The organism is uncultured Methanobrevibacter sp. (assembly GCF_934746965.1).
Classification (GTDB): Archaea; Methanobacteriota; Methanobacteria; order Methanobacteriales; family Methanobacteriaceae; genus Methanocatella.
Genome location: NZ_CAKVFS010000001.1, coordinates 110,158 through 132,795, shown reverse-complemented (window position 1 = coordinate 132,795; position 22,638 = coordinate 110,158). Strand labels below are relative to the sequence as shown.

The window sequence follows — 22,638 nt, the reverse complement described above, 5'->3', positions numbered from 1 at the left end:
TTATATTCTCACCATATCATTTTTAAGTATGCTTTTATCCTCATCATCAACTACCATTACGTGAGTTGCACATGATAAACATGGGTCGTAAGCTCTGATAACATCTGCACCAAATTTGTGGTGGAATCCTTCAGTAGCTGGTCCCATTGTTGGAATATTCCAAGTAGTTGGTACAACAGCAGAGTAAAATTGAGTTTTACCATCTTTAACAGTTGCCATGTGGATATTAGTACCTCTTGGTGCTTCAACTACACCAATACCTAATTTACCAGTTCCTCTATCATCATAATCTGCTCTAGCAGGAGCAGAAGTATCAATTTCTTCAAGAAGTTCAATAGCTAAATCATAATTAAGTATCATTTCTTCAGCTCTAGCTAAATGTTGAGCAACTACACCTTTACCTTTAAATCCATTGAATTTTTCCATCCTTGCTCTAGGACCGGTTTCAACGTTTTTACCATTAAGTAATGGTATAGTAGTACATGCTTTTTTACCCATTTCTGGATCATCATACCAAGCTTCAGGTAAAACTTCTGAGAAATTATCATAATCAAATTCATCAAGACTACCATATGATGGGCTAGATGCTAAAAGTGGTACATTTACTTCACCTAAACCTTCAGGTAATTCTCTTGCAAGAATAAATTCTTTCATTAATTCAACATGTTTTTCAAGATCTGGTTTAAATGCTTTTAATCTATCAATTAATTTAGCTTTTGTAGCAGAAGTAATATTCCTAGCCATACCACCAATTCTAATATCAGCAGGGTGAATACCTTCACCTGCAAGCATATCTACCACATATTGAGTGTTTTTCCTAACAGCAGATACACTTTTAACAGCAGTTGTAAAATCTGCTTCAGGAACAAAATCAGGTGCAATTAAGAAATGATGAATTGCAGCACTATTAACACTGTGTGCAGCTAAAGTAGCTTCTCTTAATAATCTTCCTGCTTTAGGAACTTCGATATCTAAAGAATGGTCTATTGCTTCTACAGAAGCTAAAGTATGTGGTATTGGGCAGACACCACAAATTCTTTGACATAATACAGGTGCCGTTTCAGGATTTTTACCTGCGACCATTTTTTCTAAACCCCTAACTGGAGTTATACTTAAATATCTACCTTTTGTAACAATCCCATCATCATCGACTTCCATGACAAGTTCCGCATGTCCCTCTTGACGAGATGTTGGGGATATAACTATTTTGTCTTTCAAATGTGTCACCTCTCTTTTTCAAAAATAATTAGAAACTAACATATAATATTTAAGAAAATGTTCATATATATAATATGGTTTAGATAATAAATAGAAAAATATAAATATAATAAATTAAAATTTTTATTAAATTATTATATAATAATTAATACTTAGATTAACTTTATAAGTTATATAAATCTAATAATATATTATTGTAAAAAAAATAGTACAAATTACTATTATTTAAAATAGAATTAAAATGGAGGTAATACCTTGGAAAAATCAAATATAATAATTTCCATTATAGTTGTTATATGTATTGCTGCAGGAGTTGCTGCTTACGGAATAACAAATAGTGAAAATCCAGTTTTCAGTAACTTACACGGTATAGATTCCGGTAGTGGTGATTCTGGCAATGGTATTGGAAATAACACAACACATCACAATTCTCAAAGTACCAACAGTCATGGAAGTGGAAATGGAGGAACCGGAACAGGTAGTGGCAGTGGTGTTAGCTCTGGTTCAGGATCCGGTTCCGGCTCAGGACACGGAAATGGTGGAGGTAGCTCAAAAAATCCTTCTCCAAACCCAAGCCCTAGTCCTAAACCTAGTCCTTCTCCAAGCCCTAGTCCTATTCCATCTAGTCAAGCTAAATCAATAGCATCAGGATGTATTGGAGTATCTGGATGGTATGCTGGAGAACCATCATTATCTGGTAGATATTACTATGTACCCATATATGACCAAGATAATTCAGTAGTAGATAGTATCCAAATAGATGCTTATACTGGTGACATTATTGGAAGAGGATAATTAATTATCCATTTTATTTTTTTAATTTTCAATGAAAATATAGATAACTATAAATACTAAAACATACAAAATTTAGTATTGTTGTATATAAGGGCCCGTAGCCTAGCTGGATAGGGCGTCGGACTTCTAATCCGAAGACCCCGGGTTCAAATCCCGGCGGGTCCGTATCCTTATAAAAACTTTTTTTAAAATATATTTTATTTATTAAACAATATTTTAACATGGGCTTGTAGCCTAGTCTGGAAGGGCGTAAGACTCCTAATCTTAAGATCGAGGGTTCAAATCCCTCCAAGTCCGCTGTTTTTCATTATTTTTAAAATTTTTTATTTATAATTAGCTATAGCTTTCGTCAAATTTTAAGGTGGGCAAAAACTTTATATATGTTCATATGAATATATGTTCATATGAGTTCAAAAGATATATGTGAAATCAAAAGTATCAGAACTGATATTGTTGATGATATTGCTCATAAAATGAAAGAAGATGACATTATTCAAAAAACATGCAGTCTCTTTAAAATATTAGGAGATGCAAATAGGGTAAAAATAATTTTAGCTCTACAATATTGTGAACTATGTGTTTGTGAATTATCATTACTTCTTGATATGAGCCAATCTAGTATATCACATCAATTAAGACATTTAAGGAATAGTGACATTGTTAAATTCAGAAAAGAAAATAAACAAATATTCTATTCTTTAATTGATGAGAAAATACTCAATATCCTTAAAGAAGGCGAAGAATATGCAAACTAAACATAATGAACATCATCATGACCATGAAGATGATGACTGTTGTGGGCATAATCATACCCATGAACATCACCACCATCATCACGATGATGACTGTTGTGGACATGATCATGGACCAGGATGTGCTTGTGAAGCTGATTTATTAGAAAATATTGACAAAGAAGTAGATGTAGAACAATCTAAAAAACCATTAGGAATTTTTGCAATTGGAATCATACTTTTAGCATTTGGTTATGCTCTTGAAATGTTTAAAATTGTTGATCCTATTATAAGTCAAATAATCTTTTTAATAGCTGTAATATATGTAGGTCGCTATATTATAATAGAAGGAATTGAACATTTATTTGAAGGAAAAGTTAAAATTGAACTATTAATTACAATAGCTACCTTTGGAGCATTTCTTCTTCAATCTGGAGAAGAAGGTGCAATGTTAATGATTCTTTTCTATTTAGGTGAATATTTAGAACATTACTCATTAAACAAATCTAAAAGCTCATTAATCGAACTTGTTAAATTAACTCCAGATACAGCTATGGTAAAACATGGTGATCACGAACATGAAAAAGCAGTAGCTGATATTGCAATTGGTGATGTTGTTGTTGTAAGACCTGGAGATAAAATCCCAGTTGATGGAATTATTGTTGAAGGAACAACCTCTGTTAATCAAGCTTCAATTACTGGTGAAAGTTTAGCAGTAAGTAAAAGTATTGGAGATGAAGTTTATGCATCTACAATAAATGAAGAAGGTTACATAGAAATTGAAGTAAATAAAGACAATGATGATACAATATTTGCTAAAATCATTGAATTAATTAAAAATTCAGAACAAAACAAAGCACATATCGATGTATTTATTGATAAATTTGCAGAGTATTACACTCCAATTGTTGTAATATTAGCTATTTTAGTAGCTATTTTACCTCCAATATTATATGGTGCTTCAATAACTGACTGGACTTATAGAGCATTAACTTTATTAGTTATTTCCTGTCCTTGTGCATTAGTAATATCCACTCCTGTATCTATAGTATCTGCCATTACTAAAGGTACTAAAAATGGTATTATCATCAAAGGTGGAGAATATGTTGAAGAATTAGCTAGAATTAAAGAAGTGTTATTCGATAAAACAGGTACTTTAACTGAAGGAAAACTTGAAATTAATGAAGTTAAAACTTATGAAGAACACTCAAAAGAAGAATTACTTAAAATAGCCTGTTCAATTGAAGCTAAATCCAAACACCCTATTGCACATACATTTGTTCAATATAAAAAAGATAATGATATTGAATTAGAAGAAGTAACTAACTTTGAATCAATAGCTGGGAAAGGTTTAAAAGGAGATATAAATGGTATTACTTACTTTGTAGGTAAACAAACACTATTTAATCAAGATATAACTGTTGATAATAATGGAATGAGCACAACAGTAATTATTGGAACTGAAAATGAAATTTACGGTTTAATTACATTAAAAGACAAAATTAGAGATGAAACCCCATCTACAATAGCTGATCTTAATGCAAAAGGAATTAAAACCACAATGATTACTGGTGATAACCGTGAAACTGCTAAATTAGTAGCTGATGAAATCGGATTAAGTGATTTCCATGCAGATTTACTTCCTCAAGATAAAGTTAAAATAGTTTCCAATGCAGTTTCAAAACAACATGATGTAGCTATGGTTGGAGATGGTGTAAATGATACTCCTTCACTTGCTCGTGCAAATGTAGGAATAGCTATGGGTCTTGAAGGTGCAGATGTAGCTATTGAAACAGCAGATATTGTTTTACTTGAAGACAAATTATCAAAAATTAATTTACTTGTTGATTTATCTAAAAAAACAATGGGTAAAATTAAATTTAATGTTGCATTTTGTTTAATCGTAAAAGTAATATTGATGATTCTTGGTATTGCCGGATATATCAGCCTATGGCAAGCAGTTCTTATTGGAGATATGGGAGTTACATTACTTGTAGTAGGTAACTCTTTATTACTTGCAAAATAGATAAAATTTATCTATTTCCCATATTTTTTATTGATTTTAAAAAAAAAGTTAGATAATTTCTTAAAAATTATCTAAAGTTGTTAAATTTTCTTTTTCTTGTTTTTTTAATGGTTTATCAAAAGAAATTTCACCATATTTTCCCCCACCACCAGGAATAATATGTATTGTTTTATTTCTAAAAGCTTCAATAGCTGGAGAGATTGTTGAATCAATTTTTGATATATCTTCAATTGGTGTATTAATTAAAATATCAATTTCTGTTCCAAAATTATCAATTAAATTTTGCCATTTACCCTGTACTGTTTTTGTTGTAACTCCTTTATCATAAACAGTTGAAATTAATTCTGCAAGAGGCATTAAATGAACATATTTAGGTCTAAAATCTGGATGTTTTGGTTTGGTATAATCAGCTATTTCACTTATTCTGAAATCCACACCTTTTTTAATGGTTCCACCACAACTACATTTCATTTTATTTTCTTTAGCTATTAAAGGATCAACTAATTTATGACATTTAGTACATGCAGTCATATGGTATTTTCCAAGATTTGGCACTAACCCATAATTTGCTTTAATATCCTTATTTTTAATTGCTTTTTTTATTGATGAATATGATATATCTTCAAGTTCTATTTGATTAAACTCTCTACCTAATCTATGTGGCCATGGAGAATGTGCATCAGAATTAGTAAGAAATGGAAAATCTTTAAGTTCAGCTACCCTATCTGCCATAAATGTATCTGCAGAAAGTCCAAGTTCCACAAAATCAGGAGCTTTCTCATAACAATCATAAATACTATCAAAAGATTTATACATCCCAGTCCATGGAGTAAATGCATGAGCTGGACCTATTAAACAATCATATTCCTTAACCATTTCTAAAAGTTCTGCTCCAGTATATTTTGTCCTAGGTCTACCATCAGATTCCTTATTTTTAGAAACTAGTTTTTCAGATAGCTCTCTTGCAATATCAATATCAGGAATTATAATTAAATGATGAATCCTGTTTTTTCCTTCAACTTCAGTTGTTAAAACAAAATCCATATCATCTGAAGTATAAATTCCATCTCCTTTATATGTGGTACTTTCTTCAATAATATTTAACCAACCAGGATGAAATGCATCACCAGTTCCTAAAAGTTGCAATCCTTTAAGCTTAGATTTAGGAGCCATATTTTTTATTAACATATCCTTAGATGAAGCCATTGAAAAACAACTATGAACATGAAAATCAGCATTAATTAACATAAATAATAATTAGCTACTAATAATATATTAAATCACCTGAATATTTCCTTAAAAATATCATAATCCAATTTAGATTCAGACCTTTCTAAATCAACATCCAAATTATCATCATTAATAATCCCATCAATATTATCCAAATTTCTTAAAAAATCATTAGTTCTATTAATTACATTAATTAACTCATTTCTAGTAGTCGGATAAGCTAATTCTAAAATAGGAACATTTTTATTTTTAACTAAACTTATAACTATTTTATGTTCATTAGCACAACCACATCCACCAAATAAAATCAACTCATTTAACATATTATACATTTTTTTATAATTCTTTGGTCTTTTTCCAAGAATAATAAATGCATCAGCCAGTTCTAAAACTCTGGAAAATAGTGTTAAACGACCTTTAATACCTGAAGGTAATTCATTTGAAAAATAAGGACTACTTTGCAAAATATTATTTCTATTTAATGTATATGGAGCTTGTGTCTCATCAATTTCACCATTACAAACATCCATATTATTATACTTTGAGAAATTTGTTGGTGAAATATATTCATGGCCATTTTTTTCAATTAAAGGAACTACAATCATAGCGCCATCAGGTATAACCGCTACTTTCATAATTATTACCCCAATTTTATTAAAACAGCCAAATTTTAAAAAAAAAGTAAAAAAATTGATATATTATCCAATATATCTTAAATCATCATTACTGCTAGCATTAGCTTTGTTAAGCATATCTTGCTCCATTTGTTGAGCTTTAGCTAACATTTCCCTAGTTTCTTCAGCCCTTTCTTCTAATTTATCTGTGTCAATTTCAAAATTAAGTAAAATAGCTAATTTATTTAAAATAGCTTCAGCTGATTCTGCATCGATGAAATAACCCGGAGTTTGACCCATTAAACAAATACCATTCATTTCCTGACGAACTCCTAATCCTAAAAACAATCCAGAAGCTCCAACAATACCCCCATCATTAGATCTGATTTCAACTTCTGCTTCTTTTAAAAGTTCAATATTTTCTTCACTGGTAGCAGCACCAAAAACCTTAGCTTCTTCAACAGGTTGACCAGTAGCCATTCCACCTAATGTGAAAATTTTAGAAACACCTTTATCTTTAACAAAGTTTAAAATGTCTTGACACATACAATATTGTCCTTCTGGAGATAATGCTTGAGTATTTCCAACAAGAATAATAAGGTCTAAATTATCTTCTCCAACATCTTTAACATAATATAATTCATTAATCATGTTTTCAATTATTCCATCTTCCCCAACAAAAACCTGTGGAGGGAAACTTGGAGAATAAATTTCAGCAAATTTAGTAGCATTTAACTCATCAATCATGTGATCAGCAGCTAGTTTACCTACATGACCAATACCAGGTAATGCTTCTATAAAAATAGGATTAGTTAAATTAACATCTTCCAAAGTAGTAATTTCTGTGATTTCCATCTAATCACCCTTTTTTATTCATAGCTTCTTTTTTTAATATACGGCGATATTTCCCATATTTATCCTCAATAGAAAATTTAGGAGGATAAATAACCTTTAACTCGCCACCACAATTAGGACAAGCATCCTCCATAGTATAAATTCCACATTTTGGACATTTATTCATTTTCATATTCATAGAAATCTAATCTAACTCTCTTAAGAAAGAACCATTTCCTTCAGAAGCTTCAACTACCTCAATACATCTATCAGCTGCTGCTTTAAGAGCTTTTTCAGCTAAAATGTAATCAGTAGATCTAACAGTTATTCTATATCTTGGTGCACCAACACACTGAACCTTAATTTCTTCCTCAGCATCACCGTTATCTTCAGCTGCTTTAAGAGCTTCAATAATAACGTCAACACCATTTGGGACAAAAGTTTCAATATCAACATAACCACTAATATGAACTTCAGGAGGAGTAATATTTTTACTAGCTATTTCAGTTATAGCATCAGCCCACTCTTGAGAAATACCTTCATCAGTAAGAGATTTTGCACCATCATCAGCTGCTGTTTCAAAAGCACCGTAAACATCACCAAAAATATCCATAAGTTCATAACCTACTTCATCATAAGCATCATTTAATGATTTATTTAATGATTTAGCAGATAATTCTAAGAATTTTTCAGCTTTCTGTTCAATCTTCCAATGCTGGATTTTTTTAGTTCTTTGGTCTTCCCTAATTCTTTTTAAAGAAGCATCAACATGTCCTTTTTTAGGATTTACTCTAAGAACACGACAAACTATTTTTTGATTTTCTCTTACATGGTCTCTAATATTTTTTACCCAACCAGAAGATACCTCAGAAATATGAATAAAAGCTTCTTTACCATGGTATTCTTCTAATTTTGCGAAAGCCCCATAGTTAAGAACTTTATAAACAGTCCCAATAATAAGTTCTCCTTCATCAGGCCATTCTTGACTTTTTCTTACCATATAATCACCAAAAATAAAATAAAAATTTAAAAAAAAATAGAAAAAATAATAAGCTAGATTAAAAAAATTTTAATTAAATCTAGTTTAAAACTTTATCAATATGTGCCATAATTTTAGCTTTAGCACCACGAGATTTGACAAGTGTTTTACCACAAATGATACATTTTACATCTGATGCAGCACGATCAAAGATGATTTGTTCATTGTCACAATCTAAACATTTTACTTTTAAAAAGTTTCCTCTACCTTTACTAACCATGTTAACCACCTTATTTAGCTACAAATTCTGCTTTACCTGTTCTGAATGATTTTTTAATTTGGGATTTACCACATTCTTTACATTTAAGTCTTAAATCTAATTTCTTAACTGGTTTGTTTCCAGCAGGTAAAGGCCTTGGGTAACCTCTATATCCAGCAGTTACACGTCTAAATTGTCTTTGTCCCCATTTTAACTCACTTGCTTTTCTTTTTTTAGCAGTGTGTACTTCATGCATTGTGTGTTTTTTACAATGTGGACAGTAAGTTCTTTTTTCTTTTGGTATTTTCATATTTCCACCATTAAATTTTACACTAAAAAGTGTCCGATTAATTAAATTATTATAAATCTAAATGAGAATTTTATCTAGTCTGAAAAATCATATCTAAGATCTAGAGGATTAAAACTGTACTGTAACATATCCCGTTTACACAAAGCAAAAATCCAAATTATATAAAATATAATTTCTTATTATCACAAATAGATACGATTTGTATTTATATTCCTTACAATATTTAAAGGTTTAGATTTTAACAAAACGAGCCTTATGATTTTTAACAAAAATCCGAGCATTGATTTTAGGTAAAACCACTAAATCCTGAGGTCTGAATGGACCATAAATCTTCTCATCAACACCAACAATTGAATCAACATCATCAAACACAAGCATAGTAACCAATTCAGAATCCTTAGCTATTTTCCTAGATTCCAAATCAATAAACTGATCATTATCTTTTGCCAATTCAGAAATATCATCTTCAACATTACGCTGTGATTTTTGAATTTGTTTCTCAATTGGCTCTACCTTCTCATCAGTAATTACTTTAGCATTAGCAATTTGATCAATTCTATTTAAAACATCATCATCTGGAGATTTAACTTCATCACGAGTAATTTTAACTTCATCATCCAAAGTAGCATTATTTTGAACTTCCTTAGGTTTTGGAGTCTCTTCAACTGTAACTTCATCATCCTTATCATCAGAAGATAATTTTTCAAGAGAAATGCTTTTTCTATGATTTGTTAAAGTATCAATTAAAGAAAAATAAAATTTTTCCTCTTCAGGAGTTAAATTAAGAGGAGTTGTATCAATTAAATCAAATTGAGGTTTACCTGCAAATAAATGATAAGACCTATGAATATTCATAACTGCAGCATCAGTAATCTTATGCTCACGTCTTTCACAAATCTCAGTAGCTATTCTTTGAGTATCTTTCAAAAGATATTGCTCAGCAGCAAATGGATCATTACCAATATGGGTTCTTAACTCATCTAAATAATTATGAATATCCTTATAAAAAGATTCTTCTACACGAGCTAACGTACCATTACTACGCTCTTTTTTTTGAATTTTACGCAATTGTTGAAAGAATTGATCCACTTAATACCATCTCTTAAGGAATTTAATATAAAAATAAAAAAAAGTTTTTAGATGAAAAATTATTCATCAGACTCTAACCTTGGAGCAAGTAAGAAACTAAGTTTACCATCACCAGTAACCATATTAAGAGTTAACCTTAATGGCATATCAGTACCTAAACCAATTTCAGCTTCTTCAGAGAATTTATCTGCCTTAAGCATTTCCCTAATTTTGTCCAAGGAAAATAAAGATTTTTCCTGAGTATCAATATTTTCACCATGAAGATACTTAACACTAGCATCACCAAATTCACCATCAGCAGATGCTCTGAAGTAATCCTCATCAACTTGTAATGCAATCTTATCTGAGAAAATATCAATATCATTAATTGCATCTTTTAAAATTGCAAAATGAACTTTGAAAGATGCAGGATGTTCAAGATCAGGTGGAGTAGGATTATCATATTCAATATCGATTAATCTTATTTTGAAAGTTCTTGTAGCATCACCTTCAAAAGTAATAATGAAATTACCTTCATCTAAAGACATAATAACTCTATCTTGAGATTTTGCACGTTTAAGAACACTCATGAATTCCCCAGTATCAATATTAATCTTTTCAGGAACATCACAAACATACTCATCAAATAAACTTGCTTTTAATTCTAAATGTACAAATGTTATATGACTACGGTCTAAGGCATCTAACCTCATACCTTCACTATCAGTTTGAATTTGCACTTCATCCACAATTGATGAAATAGCATCAAAACTGGTTTTTAATATACTAGAATCACTTAATTCCGCTTTGAACATATATAATCCTCTAATAAGAATTTATTAATTATTAATAAATATTTATATTTTTATTTTTCTTACTTATAAAATGTTAGGTTAGTATGTTCTTAGATGATAAATAATTCGAAAGTTTTTATTAACAAATAATTATTTTGATTTGAAATATTACTTTAACATGCTTAAAAATCATTAATATTATTTAATATACTTTAAAAAAAAACTTTATTCCACCAACAGTGAAAATAACCATGATTTAATACATTTAACTCTCCAAATTACAAACAAACTAAAAATTTATAATTCTAATATTTATATCATGTATTTTAAAATAACTATATTTGAATAATTTATAAAAATAGACTATCCATTTTATACCCGTGTTTTAAAAACACATTGTCATTTTGTGAAACTGGCTATTTTTTGTTATTTTAATTAGATAACTGTTGAGCGATTTAAATAGAAAGTTTTATATATTTTTTTATATTATTTTTAATCATGAAGTAATAGGAGAGGATAATAATGATGTGTAAGACCATATCGTCAAAAGTATTTAAAATACTGATTTTATCATTGATTTTATTTACTTTAATAAATACTACATATGCTACTGAGATAAATGCTACAAATGATGAAAATATACAAATAGACAATGATGTAGAGATTAAGATAACTGAAGAATTAGACATTGATACTGATGACTCTGATTATTATATGAATGATTCGCAAGATATTGATAAAATTAAAATTGATCGACCTTTTTTTAATAAAACTATAACAGATATTAACTTTACAACTTTTGAAGACTTTTTAAATAGTAATAACCTTAAACTATCATCACAAGATGGATGTTATTTTGTTTCGCAAGATTTTGTTTTAAATCATAAAGGATTACCGTTTGTTGTTAGATTGATGGATAACTATGGAAATCCACTAGAAGGTGAAACAGTAATTTTTAACATAAATGGAGTTAATTATAATCGGATAGTAGATAGTGACGGTTATGCTCGGCTAAATATAAACCTGAACAATGGAGTTTACACAATAACATTTACTTTCAAAGGAAATTCTTATTATTCATCAACATCTGGAACAAGAACCATCAGTATGGTTTCAGGTAAATTAAACCCAAATTTATCATCTAATGGTTTAGTTAAATATTATGGAGATACAACACCTCTTAAAATTTACTTAAAAGACAATAACCACCAAGCCATGACCAACAAAGATGTAACCATATCCATCAATGGAGCCACATACACTCGCACAAGTGACAGTAATGGTATTGTATCATTGAATATTAATTTACTTGCAGGAACTTTCCAAGCAACCATACATTATCCTGGTGATACATACTATAATCCAATAACCATAACCACCCAAGTAACTGTGAATAAAAAAACTGCTGTGTTGAGTGCAAATAATTTAGTTAAATATCATGGTGCTAGTGATCAGTTTAGTGCTCGTTTAACTTATAATAATCAGGGTTTAAAAGATAAAACTTTAAAACTCACAATAAATGGTGTGACATACAATAAAATAACTGACAATAATGGTTATGTATATTTAAATGTTAATCTTGAAATTGGAACTTACACTATCAATGTAGTCTACGATGGTGATAATTATTATAAAAGCACATCTATTTCTAAAACCGTAACCGTTAAAGACTGGTTAACCACAACACTAAGCGCAGATAATCTGGTTAAATATTATGGTGACAGTACTAGTTTTAATGCTAAATTAACCTCCAATAACAATGTTTTAATTGGTAAAAATGTTAACTTTAAAGTAAATGGTGTTAATTATGTTAGAGTTACTGATAGCGATGGTTATGCAAAATTAAATGTTAACTTACTTGCAGGCACATACACCATAGTCGTTTCATTTAATAGTGAACTACCATATAAAAGCTCCACCATCACAAGAACCATAACTGTAAATAAAAAAACAAGTAGTTTAACAGCAAATGACCTAACTAAATATTACAATGCAACTGACCAATTCATTGCTCGTTTAGTATCTAATGGAAACCCATTAACCAACAAAAACATAAAACTAACAATCAATGGTGTAACATACGATAAAATAACCGATAACAATGGTTATGTATATTTAAATATTAATCTTGAAGTGGGAACATATAACATTAATGTGGTCTATGATGGGGATGACTACTATAAAAGCACATCCATTTCTAAAACTGTAACTATAAAAGAGCATTTAGCAACAACATTAACTGGAGAAAATTTAATTAAATATTATGGTGATTCTAACAATTTTAAAGTTAAATTAACAAGTGGAAATACTGTTTTAACAGGTAAAACTATTAATTTTAAAGTAAATGGAGTAACGTATAATAGTGTTACCAATAGTGAAGGTTATGCGTTTTTAAGTGGTGATTTTAAAGCAGGAACATATACAATCACTTGTTCATTTGATGGGGATTTGGATTATTTAAGTTCAACTATAACTAGAACTTTAACAATTAATAAAAAAACAACAAATATAATTGCAAATAATCTAGTAATTCCACCACAATCAAGTATAATGTATAATATATCTTTAAAATCAAATAACAATCCATTAAAAGATAAAACTGTAAAATTTACAGTAAATGGAGTTACTTACACTAAAACAACAAACAATAATGGTTTAGCAACATTAAATAATATTAACTTAAATCCTGGAACATATACCATCACTATTGTTTTTGACGGAGATGATTATTATAGTAATAGTTCTGTTTCAAAAACAATCATAATCAAAGAACAATCCAATACAATATTAATAATAAATGAATTAACAAAGTTCTATGGAAGTAATGAATCATTAAATATAATTTTAAAAGATGAATTCAATAATGTACTTTCAAATCAAAACATAATTTTTGAGATAAATAACAAAAATTATACAAGAACAACCAACAATCAAGGAATAGCTTCTATAAATATTAATTTACTTCCAGGAACCTATTCAGTTGGTGTTTATTATGAGGAAACTACAAATCATAAAAATACTAATGCAACCACTAACGTAATTGTTAAAACAACGATACAAAGTAATGATATTGTTAAAATGTATTTAAACGACACACAATTTAATGTACTATTCTTAAATACACAAGGAGCTCCTTTAGCAAATACTGAAGTTTCATTTAACATAAATGGTATAATTTATAAAAGAACAACTAACAATAATGGTGTGGCAAAATTAAATATAAATTTAGATCCTGGAAAATATATAATTACAAACATGAATCCAATCACTGGTGAGGCAAAAGGAAACAACATCACAGTTAACAGCCCAATAATTGAAAACCATGATTTAATTAAATATCATGGAAACTCATCAAGATTCATAGTAAGAATTATTGGAAGTGATGGAAATCCTGTAAAAGCTGGAGAAAATGTAACATTTAATATTAATGGCATATTATACACAAGACAAACTGATAATCAAGGTTATTGTAGCATAGCAATTAATCTAATACCTGGAGATCATATTATAACTACAATGTATAATGGTTATGCAATTGGAAACAATATTAATGTATTATCAAGAATAATAACAAATGATTTAACATCAAATAAAACCAAGAATTGTATTTTCCCTACACGATTAGTAGATAATCAAGGAAATTCACTTTCAAATGAAACATTAACATATAATATTAATGGTGTATTTTACCATGAGACAACAGATAATCAGGGAATGGCCTATTTGAATCTAAATTTAAATGTTGGAGAATATATTGTAACTATCCAATATGGAGGATTAGAAATATCAAATAAAATTACAATTACAAATCAAAGCACAATATTTTCTAACAATATTTGCTTTAACAAATCACATATAGTATCATTTAAAAATATTATAAATTCAGCTATAGATTTAAAAAATCATGTTAACAATTATTTGATTTTACCAGATAAAATTAATGTTTCTGGAAAACAATTGACTATATTTGAATTTTCATATTTGATGGCGAATATTATTAATAATATCAATAATGGAATAAATGAATCCAATTTACAAGTTCCACATTTATCAAAAAATATAGTATATGAAGATCATTATTCTAATCTTGAGTTAAGCCAATATACTTACACAAGCATGTTTAATTCTATTGTACTGTTTGCTAATATAAATGGATATATGCCTAATAATATGACATTAATGGATAATGTAATAGACTTTAAAACATACACATATGCATGTGCAAAAATATTAAGTTTTTATAACTTAACAAATACATTCCCTTCACAATGTAACTTCACATCAGCAGTCTTAAACTACAGTTATATTAATTTTGATGATTTAAGTGAAATTACTCAGTTTGGTAAAGGACTGAATGAATATAATTATGATACTAATTTAGAATTATATTTAGCTAATGATACTGATTGTGAAATTACACAAAGAATAGAAAACTTAGCGAATAACTTAGTAAATCACATGAGCTCCACCTTAGATAAAACTATAGCATTATATGTTTATGTTCAAAACATACCTTATGAAGGTTATTATCCTATTAAACGAGGTGTAGATTATGTTTTAGATAATAATAAAGGAAATTATGTTGATAAAACTAATTTGTTTGTTGCACTTTGTAGAGCATGTAATATACCAGTTAAATATAATTCAGGAAAAGTCCAATTTTCTTCAGCAAACTTTAATCATGTATGGAGTCAAGTTTTAATAGGTGATTGGTGGTACGTTGCAGACACATCCAGTTATAGAAATTCATTTGGATTTGTAAATAATTGGAAAACAAATACTATAACTGAATTTTCCCAAGGAAATTTATATTCCAACTTAACAAGCACTAGTTTAACTTATAATGGGCCAATTAAACAATATCCAATACAATACATAAATTTCACATTTAATTACTTAAATTCTGGTAGTGCAGATATTATGAATCCTAATTTCACTTCTAATTCTCACGTTGAACTTGAATTTACAAATATTAATCAAAATTATGGTTATTCGACCATTTCTCTAAAACTAACTGATAATCAAGGTTTCGGATTGTTCAATAAAACTGTTTTCTTGTCTGTTTTAGGAAAACTTTACACTGGAAAAACTGATTTATGGGGATATGTTGATTTTGATGTTAAGTTAATATTGGGAACATATAAAATAACTGCAACATTTAAAAATGAGGGGAAATATTCTGCAATAGAAAAAAATCAAATGTTAAATGTAAACAAGACACAACCAATCATAATTACAAGTAATGTAATTTCTGAAGGAAATCCTTTTAAATTATATCTAAAAGATCACTATGAAAATCCACTTCCAAACCAAATAATCCTATTAAAAATAAATAATAAACAATACAATTTAAAAACAAACAATGCTGGTTTTGTATCAATTAATCTTAACTTAACAAATGGAAAATATAATGTTGTTTGTATTTTTAATGGAAATAAATATTATAATTCAGTAATAAGCAATGCAGAATTATTTATTAAAAATAAAACAAAAATAACTGGAAATGACTTGATAATAAATAGTGGAGAAAATTTCACAATCACGTTATCATCAAATAACAAAGTATTATCTAATAAATTAGTTCAATTTAAGATATTGGATTCTCACTTTAATCTTATAAAAACATTTGAAAAAACAACAAACAACAAAGGAATTATCAGTACAATTATTAATTTAAATCCAGGACTATACAAAATATTCTATCAATTTAAAGATGATAACGAATATTTAGATAGTTATGGTTCATCTACTATTTATGTAGTATCCAATAATATTAGCACAGATATTGAAGTACTAGACACTGTAGTTCATGAAAAAGGAGAATATTTAACATGTATTCTTAGAGATAGTATTAGAAATCCAATTGCTAATGCTACATGCCATATACAAGTTAATGGTGTAACATATACTAAGACAACAGACAACAATGGAGTGTTTAAACTAAAAATAAATTTAGATAAAGGAAAATATAATGTTTTTTGTAATTTTAATAATGATAATAAATATGATTCTTGTTTGAAATATTTATTGTTAAATGTTTCATATAGTCCAAATATTATTTATACTGTAAACATGTCTTTGAAAACTTCCATAAGACATAATAATAAAGATTATTTAGTACCTTATGGTCGAGAAATAGGAATATACAAAAATAACCAAATATACAAATTTGGCTATGATTATACTGCTACAGAAGTTACTAAACTAGATTATAATAAATTATATTTCATTTCATTAACCAATACTAATTCCATTCAAATTATTAACTCTGATTCTGAAGTTAATTGTAGTGGATTTTCATTGTTCAGTGATGGAAGGTATGTTTTAATTAAATATTATGGTTATAAAAAGAATAATATAACACGTTTTGATGCAATATATGATGGTAAAAAATACTTCAGTAAACAAATAGAAAATGTAACATTGATGCAAAATGAAATTTCTGTTGCTACATTTTATTTTACATCAGAGTTAACAACTCAAACTACAAAAACATTCTTAACTAATTTAGGGTTTAATTCTAATTATAAATTCTATAATAGCATAACTACAGACTTAACTATCATAAATCCAGGATATTGGAGTAAAATAAATTCAATTAGTGTTAAAACTTTAAGGTATGGTGATACTAATTATGATAATAAATTAAAAAGTATGAATTGGAATTCCAATTTAGGTTATGAAACAGTAGAAAGCTTTTTAAATATTGAAAATATTAAAGTAACTGATGATGTTTTAGCACAAAACTTAAACCATGATAATTTTAATACACAAGCAGAATATGTTGCATACAATGCATACCTAACAAATCTTGCATATAGGTGGTTATCTGATAAATTAGCAGATGAAATAAGTGAAACTTACTATGTAACATGGTTTAGATTTGGTGGATCTACAGGAATGACAAGAACCAACATAGGATTAGATGGTGTAAATTTTGATGATAAAGATACATTAGATTTTAAAGGAGATAACTTTGCATCTTATAAGGCAAATAATGATTATTATCTAAAAGCTAGTGTATTAGAAGAATATGTAATGTATTTACATGGAGGAAATAGTACTTGTGGTGTTAAAGAAGTTATTAATGGTTTGATTAATGATAAAAACATGTATTGCAATATTTCATCAAGTAATCTTACATTAGGATTATCTGATGATTCTGCAACATTAATCTTTAATCTAATTAGGGGTAGTGTAGGTAGTTTAATTAGGCCGGATATTTCGATGAATCAAACTCAAAATGGAGGAGTATATCTCAGTAATTTTTCATTTTTAGATATTGGAGCTTTTTGTGACAATTTAATAAATGTATATAATGTTATTAAATCACCTGATGATATGGCAGGATACATTTGTGACCAATTAGGATGGGATGAACGAGCAAAAACCATGTTGTCTTTTACATTGGATGTTGGAGTCTCTGTTGCAATCATAGGATTTACAATTGCGTTTCCAGAATTTGCAATGGCTGCAATTGCACTTAAAGTAGGATCAAGCTTATGGTCTAATGGGATATTTAAAAATCCAATGGATAGAAATGCATGGCTTGGTGTTGGTGCTGATGTTATTGTTGGTAAAGCAGGTAGTAATGCAGTGAATTATTTTGTTAGACATAGTAAGAATACTAAGTTAAATCATGCAATAGCTGAAGGTTTATGGTATGTGAATGTTGAAAATCCAGTTAACATGTTAAAAACAGCATCCAATAAAGTAATGGATGATATTTGGGGAGAAGAATAATGGTTAGATTTATAAAAACGTTCATATATCATCATTCTATTGATTTGTTAACTGATAAAGAAAGGAAAATAAATGTTATATTTCAAATTATTATTGTAACATTTTTTTACTTTTTCCTTTCAGTTATGATGACTTTTAGACAGAATTATGAATATTTTATTCCAATATTTATAATAGGAATCAGTTTTTGGATACCTGAATGGATATTTAAAATATTCCTAAAAAAAATAGACAAATATTACAATGTATATGATAAAATCAGGCCAGATAAATTTTCATTTGATGGATATGCATTAGAAAATTTAATAAGAGGAATTAGTGTTTCTTCATCATTTTTAATCTTTTTTATAGCAATAAAAGCAACATTACCAGGGTTTTGTGTAGCTTTTTCCATGATCTATACAGTAATTTTCATATTCCTCCGAAGAAAAAAATACTGGAAAATGTTTGAACCCAAATTTGAAGAAGACCCAGACCCCATAAAACTACGAAAATTTATCAACATATTTTCTGGCGAAGGAGGAGTGATTTGTGGAATGATGTCTGTGGGATCTTCTTTTTATTTGATAAATGAATATATTATGGGGATTTCTCATACACCAATAATTTATCTGGTAATACTGACAATAATCGCATTCATTTTATTCACAATGACATTATACATTGATTTCTGGAATAAAATACTCCCATGGGACTTAACAGAATTTAAAAACTATTGGAATTATTGTACTGTTGCAAATGGTATTTGCTTAGGATTTACATTTTTAATATTTTAATATAATGTGATACTAATGTTTTAATTGTTTGTAATTTACTGTAATTTTAGCAAATTTCATCTGATAAAATAAAATTTAATATTTTATTTATCATTTTAAATAAGGATGTTTAAAAATGGTTAGATTTATAAAAACTTTTACATTTCATTATTCTATTGATGAGTTAACTGATAAAGAAAGGAAAATAAATGTTATATTTCAAATTATAATTGTAACATTCTTTTACCTTTTCCTTTCAGTTATGATGACTTTTAGACAGAATTATGAATATTTTATTCCAGTATTTGTAATTGGAATCAGTTTTTGGATACCTGAATGGATATTTAAAATATTCCTAAAAAAAATAGACAGACATTACAATTTATATTGTAAAATCAGACCAGACAAATTTTCATTTGATGGATATGCATTAGAAAACCTAACAAGAGGACTTAGCACCCCCACTTGCTTTTTAATAGTTCTTATAGGATTAAACGCAACATTGCCAGGGTTTTGTATAGCTTTTCCCATAATATATACAACAACTTTCATATTCATCCGAAGAAAAAAATACTGGAAAATGTTTGAACCCAAATTTGAAGAAGACCCAGACCCCGTAAAACTACGAAGATTTATCAATATACTTACTTGTGAAGGAGGATCTATCTGCGGATTTGCCTCAGTCGGATCATCTTTTTATGTGATAAATGAATATATTACAGGGATTTCTCATACGCCCATAATTTATCTGGTAATCATGACGATAATCGCATTCATTTTATTCACAATGACATTATACATTGATTTCTGGAATAAAATACTCCCATGGGACTTAACAGAATTTAAAAATTATTGGGATTATTGCAGATATGCAAATTATATTTGCTTAGGATTTACATTTTTAATATTTTATATATTTTCATGGTCTGGGCTTTTTTATTAATTGTCTGTAATTTACTGCAATTTAGTAAATTTCTTCTGATAAAATAAAATTTAGGGAGTGTCCTAAAACTCTCAAATTTTTTTCTTTTTTATTTTAAATTAAACTTTCGTTAAACTTATTTATTTTGTCTAATTTTAGTAAATTATTGTTTATTTTTTTAAAATAATTATATGAAAAAATTTTATTGGAAATAAGTTAAAATTAGAAAATAAACTTAAATATAAAGAGAGATAAAATCATTAATAAGCATAAAAACACAAAATCTCTCTTCAATTAATATTTTGATTGATTTTAACAAAATATGATATTTAGTTTTATAACTATCTTTTTTTCTGATTTTTTAAAAAATTTGTACAATAAAGGAAAAAGATTATATTTCCCTTTATTTTATTCATTGCATGCTTTTTTCATAGCTGATACATATTCTTTTAGTGGTTCTGTTGCATTTTCACCATGTTCTTCAATGATTTTTACAATGGCACTGCCTACAATTACTCCATCAGCTATTTTTCCTATGTTGGATGCTTGTTCAGGTGTGTTAATACCAAATCCAACTGCTAGGGGCAGGTCGCTAACTGCACGAATATCAGTTAAAATAGATTCCAAGTCGGTTTTTATTTCACTACGCATTCCAGTTACGCCTAATGAAGAAACAACATAGATAAATCCTGTTGCATCACTAGCTATTTTTTGAATTCTTTCTTTTGAGGTTGGAGCAATTAGTGAAATAACATCAACATTATTATCTGCTGCTATATCTGCAATTTCTCCTTTTTCTTCGTAAGGTAAGTCTGGTGAAATAATTCCATCAATTCCTAATTCTCCACATTTTTTAAAGAATTTTTCATACCCGTAGAAGAAAACCGGATTGATGTATGTTAAAAATATTAATGGAATGTCTGTTTTTTGACGGACTTTTTTAACTATTTCAAATACATCATCAGTTGTTGTATTGTTTTTTAATGCTCTTATGTTTGCGTCTTGAATTACAACTCCTTCAGCCATGGGATCGGAAAATGGAATTCCAATTTCTATTAAATCACAGCCTGCTTCTTCCATTGCCAAAATATATTCTACTGTTTTTTCAACTGTTGGATCTCCTGCAGTTAAAAATCCGATAAATGCTTTTTCATGTTTAAATGCATTTGCTATTTTACTCATTTAATTCAACTCCCCTATATTTTGCAATTGATGCAACATCTTTATCTCCTCTTCCTGAAAGACATATCATTATAATTTCATCTTTATCCATTTTTGGTGCTATTTTCATAGCGTATGCTACTGCATGTGCACTTTCAATAGCTGGAATAATTCCTTCTGTTTTTGATAAATATTCGAAAGCATTTACTGCTTCTTCATCTGTAATTGGAACATATTCTGCTCTTTTAATATCTCTTAAGTGTGCGTGTTCCGGCCCTACTCCAGGATAGTCTAAACCTGCTGAAACTGAGTATACTTCTGATATTTGTCCGTATTCTCCCTGATTAAATATTGATTTCATTCCATGGAAAATTCCGATTTGTCCTTTAGTTAAGGCTGCTGCATGGTATGGAGTGTCTATTCCCTGACCTCCTGCTTCACATCCAATTAATTTAACTTTTTCATCATCAATGAAGTTGTAAAATGCTCCCATTGCATTACTTCCTCCACCAACACAAGCTAAAACTGCATTTGGAAGTTTACCTTCTTTTTCTAAGAATTGTTCACGAGCTTCAGCACTTATTACTGCCTGGAAATCCCTAACTATCATTGGAAATGGATGAGGACCCATTGTAGATCCAATTACATAATTTGTATCATGAACTCTTCCAATCCAATCTCTAAATGCATCATTTACTGCATCTTTTAATGTTTTTGTTCCTGATTTTACTGGATGAACTTTTGCTCCAAGTAATTCCATCCTATAAACATTTAGTGCCTGACGTTGAGTGTCTAACTCTCCCATATATACTTCACATTCCATGTCTAAAAGTGCAGCTGCTGTTGCAGTAGCTACTCCATGTTGACCTGCTCCTGTTTCTGCTATTACTCTTGTTTTCCCCATTTTCTTAGCTAATAATACTTGACCAAGTACATTGTTGATTTTGTGAGCTCCAGTGTGATTTAAATCTTCACGCTTCAGATAAATCTTAGCTCCACCCAAATCTTCTGTCATTCGTTTCGCATAGTATAATAAAGAAGGTCTTCCAGCATATTCTTTTAGAAGTGTATTTAATTCTTCTACGAATTCTGGATCATTCATGTAGTGATAATATTGTTCTTCCAAGTAAATTAACTCATTCATTAATGTTTCAGAGATGTATTGTCCACCATACTCCCCATATCTTCCGTTGTTCATG

General features: G+C 28.7%; 17 protein-coding genes, 2 tRNA genes and 1 pseudogene. 8 read left to right on the top strand and 12 right to left on the bottom strand.

What is annotated here, in order from left to right:
* Positions 1-1,218, bottom strand: a complete 1,218-nt coding sequence (gene frhA / locus Q0984_RS00580; protein ID WP_299522000.1) for a coenzyme F420 hydrogenase subunit alpha — start codon at positions 1,216-1,218, stop codon at positions 1-3.
* A 255-nt stretch (positions 1,219-1,473) separates the two neighbouring features.
* Here frhA and Q0984_RS00575 point away from each other — a divergent pair, with 255 nt between their 5' ends.
* The 5 genes from Q0984_RS00575 to Q0984_RS00555 all read left to right on the top strand — a co-directional run bounded on the left by Q0984_RS00575 (position 1,474) and on the right by Q0984_RS00555 (position 4,770).
* The gene (locus tag Q0984_RS00575) at positions 1,474-2,013 is read left to right on the top strand and encodes an endoglucanase (protein ID WP_299521997.1); all 540 of its coding nucleotides are present in this window, start codon (positions 1,474-1,476) and stop codon (positions 2,011-2,013) included.
* 91 nt (positions 2,014-2,104) lie between these two features.
* A tRNA-Arg gene (locus Q0984_RS00570) sits at positions 2,105-2,178 on the top strand.
* 58 nt (positions 2,179-2,236) lie between these two features.
* Positions 2,237-2,310: transfer RNA gene (locus tag Q0984_RS00565), tRNA-Arg, on the top strand.
* A 107-nt stretch (positions 2,311-2,417) separates the two neighbouring features.
* On the top strand, positions 2,418-2,768 hold the full coding sequence (locus tag Q0984_RS00560; RefSeq protein ID WP_299521994.1) for a helix-turn-helix transcriptional regulator: 351 nt from the start codon (positions 2,418-2,420) through the stop codon (positions 2,766-2,768).
* On the top strand, positions 2,758-4,770 hold the full coding sequence (locus tag Q0984_RS00555; RefSeq protein WP_299521991.1) for a cation-translocating P-type ATPase: 2,013 nt from the start codon (positions 2,758-2,760) through the stop codon (positions 4,768-4,770). Before Q0984_RS00560 ends, Q0984_RS00555 begins: the two co-directional genes overlap by 11 nt.
* Positions 4,771-4,830: 60 nt before the next feature.
* On the opposite strand, the gene Q0984_RS00550 is transcribed toward Q0984_RS00555, so the two are convergent.
* From Q0984_RS00550 to pcn, 9 genes and pseudogenes are all read right to left on the bottom strand, one after another.
* Positions 4,831-6,018 (bottom strand): TIGR00375 family protein, encoded by a 1,188-nt coding sequence (locus Q0984_RS00550; RefSeq protein WP_299521988.1) that lies wholly within the window; start codon positions 6,016-6,018, stop codon positions 4,831-4,833.
* 16 nt (positions 6,019-6,034) lie between these two features.
* Positions 6,035-6,635, bottom strand: a pseudogene (locus Q0984_RS00545) (DUF2112 family protein).
* Between the two features lie 63 nt (positions 6,636-6,698).
* Positions 6,699-7,469 carry a proteasome assembly chaperone family protein gene (locus Q0984_RS00540; protein ID WP_299521983.1) on the bottom strand — a complete coding sequence of 257 codons (771 nt, stop codon included), beginning with the start codon at positions 7,467-7,469 and terminating at the stop codon, positions 6,699-6,701.
* Positions 7,470-7,473: 4 nt separating this feature from the next.
* Positions 7,474-7,647, bottom strand: coding sequence for an RNA-protein complex protein Nop10 (locus tag Q0984_RS00535; protein WP_299521980.1), 174 nt, complete (start codon positions 7,645-7,647; stop codon positions 7,474-7,476).
* A gap of 6 nt (positions 7,648-7,653) precedes the next feature.
* Entirely contained in the window at positions 7,654-8,448 is a 795-nt protein-coding gene (locus Q0984_RS00530; RefSeq protein WP_299521977.1) for a translation initiation factor IF-2 subunit alpha, read from the bottom strand.
* 79 nt (positions 8,449-8,527) lie between these two features.
* The gene (locus Q0984_RS00525; RefSeq protein WP_004032804.1) at positions 8,528-8,707 is read right to left on the bottom strand and encodes a 30S ribosomal protein S27e; all 180 of its coding nucleotides are present in this window, start codon (positions 8,705-8,707) and stop codon (positions 8,528-8,530) included.
* 10 nt (positions 8,708-8,717) lie between these two features.
* The gene (locus Q0984_RS00520) at positions 8,718-8,996 is read right to left on the bottom strand and encodes a 50S ribosomal protein L44e (protein WP_004032803.1); all 279 of its coding nucleotides are present in this window, start codon (positions 8,994-8,996) and stop codon (positions 8,718-8,720) included.
* A 231-nt stretch (positions 8,997-9,227) separates the two neighbouring features.
* Positions 9,228-10,085 (bottom strand): hypothetical protein, encoded by an 858-nt coding sequence (locus tag Q0984_RS00515; protein ID WP_299521973.1) that lies wholly within the window; start codon positions 10,083-10,085, stop codon positions 9,228-9,230.
* A gap of 59 nt (positions 10,086-10,144) precedes the next feature.
* Positions 10,145-10,879 (bottom strand): proliferating cell nuclear antigen (pcna), encoded by a 735-nt coding sequence (gene pcn, locus Q0984_RS00510; protein ID WP_299521969.1) that lies wholly within the window; start codon positions 10,877-10,879, stop codon positions 10,145-10,147.
* A gap of 501 nt (positions 10,880-11,380) precedes the next feature.
* On the opposite strand from pcn, the gene Q0984_RS00505 reads away from it, so the two are divergent.
* The 3 genes from Q0984_RS00505 to Q0984_RS00495 all read left to right on the top strand — a co-directional run bounded on the left by Q0984_RS00505 (position 11,381) and on the right by Q0984_RS00495 (position 20,299).
* Entirely contained in the window at positions 11,381-18,601 is a 7,221-nt protein-coding gene (locus Q0984_RS00505) for a transglutaminase domain-containing protein (protein ID WP_299521966.1), read from the top strand.
* Positions 18,601-19,377 carry a hypothetical protein gene (locus Q0984_RS00500; RefSeq protein WP_299521963.1) on the top strand — a complete coding sequence of 259 codons (777 nt, stop codon included), beginning with the start codon at positions 18,601-18,603 and terminating at the stop codon, positions 19,375-19,377. Before Q0984_RS00505 ends, Q0984_RS00500 begins: the two co-directional genes overlap by 1 nt.
* Before the next feature lie 115 nt (positions 19,378-19,492).
* On the top strand, positions 19,493-20,299 hold the full coding sequence (locus Q0984_RS00495) for a hypothetical protein (protein WP_299521960.1): 807 nt from the start codon (positions 19,493-19,495) through the stop codon (positions 20,297-20,299).
* A 387-nt stretch (positions 20,300-20,686) separates the two neighbouring features.
* Here the strand turns inward: Q0984_RS00495 and trpA are convergent, their stop codons facing one another.
* Positions 20,687-21,460 carry a tryptophan synthase subunit alpha gene (gene trpA, locus Q0984_RS00490; RefSeq protein WP_299521958.1) on the bottom strand — a complete coding sequence of 258 codons (774 nt, stop codon included), beginning with the start codon at positions 21,458-21,460 and terminating at the stop codon, positions 20,687-20,689.
* A complete protein-coding gene (gene trpB, locus Q0984_RS00485; protein WP_299522339.1) occupies positions 21,453-22,637 on the bottom strand; it encodes a tryptophan synthase subunit beta in 1,185 nt (394 codons plus the stop codon). The genes trpA and trpB overlap by 8 nt, the downstream gene beginning before the upstream one ends.
* Position 22,638 lies beyond the last annotated feature (1 nt).

Bases quoted from the DNA above. Each gene is read 5' to 3' on its own strand.
- Q0984_RS00505 (WP_299521966.1), top strand. From the start codon at position 11,381: ATGATGTGTAAGACCATATCGTCAAAAGTATTTAAAATACTGATTTTA.
- Q0984_RS00530 (WP_299521977.1), bottom strand. From the start codon at position 8,448: ATGGTAAGAAAAAGTCAAGAATGGCCTGATGAAGGAGAACTTATTATT.
- Q0984_RS00560 (WP_299521994.1), top strand. From the start codon at position 2,418: ATGAGTTCAAAAGATATATGTGAAATCAAAAGTATCAGAACTGATATT.
- Q0984_RS00525 (WP_004032804.1), bottom strand. From the start codon at position 8,707: ATGGTTAGTAAAGGTAGAGGAAACTTTTTAAAAGTAAAATGTTTAGAT.
- Q0984_RS00540 (WP_299521983.1), bottom strand. From the start codon at position 7,469: ATGGAAATCACAGAAATTACTACTTTGGAAGATGTTAATTTAACTAAT.
- Q0984_RS00555 (WP_299521991.1), top strand. From the start codon at position 2,758: ATGCAAACTAAACATAATGAACATCATCATGACCATGAAGATGATGAC.
- pcn (WP_299521969.1), bottom strand. From the start codon at position 10,879: ATGTTCAAAGCGGAATTAAGTGATTCTAGTATATTAAAAACCAGTTTT.
- Q0984_RS00535 (WP_299521980.1), bottom strand. From the start codon at position 7,647: ATGAATATGAAAATGAATAAATGTCCAAAATGTGGAATTTATACTATG.
- Q0984_RS00520 (WP_004032803.1), bottom strand. From the start codon at position 8,996: ATGAAAATACCAAAAGAAAAAAGAACTTACTGTCCACATTGTAAAAAA.
- Q0984_RS00550 (WP_299521988.1), bottom strand. From the start codon at position 6,018: ATGTTAATTAATGCTGATTTTCATGTTCATAGTTGTTTTTCAATGGCT.
- trpB (WP_299522339.1), bottom strand. From the start codon at position 22,637: ATGAACAACGGAAGATATGGGGAGTATGGTGGACAATACATCTCTGAA.
- Q0984_RS00495 (WP_299521960.1), top strand. From the start codon at position 19,493: ATGGTTAGATTTATAAAAACTTTTACATTTCATTATTCTATTGATGAG.
- trpA (WP_299521958.1), bottom strand. From the start codon at position 21,460: ATGAGTAAAATAGCAAATGCATTTAAACATGAAAAAGCATTTATCGGA.
- Q0984_RS00500 (WP_299521963.1), top strand. From the start codon at position 18,601: ATGGTTAGATTTATAAAAACGTTCATATATCATCATTCTATTGATTTG.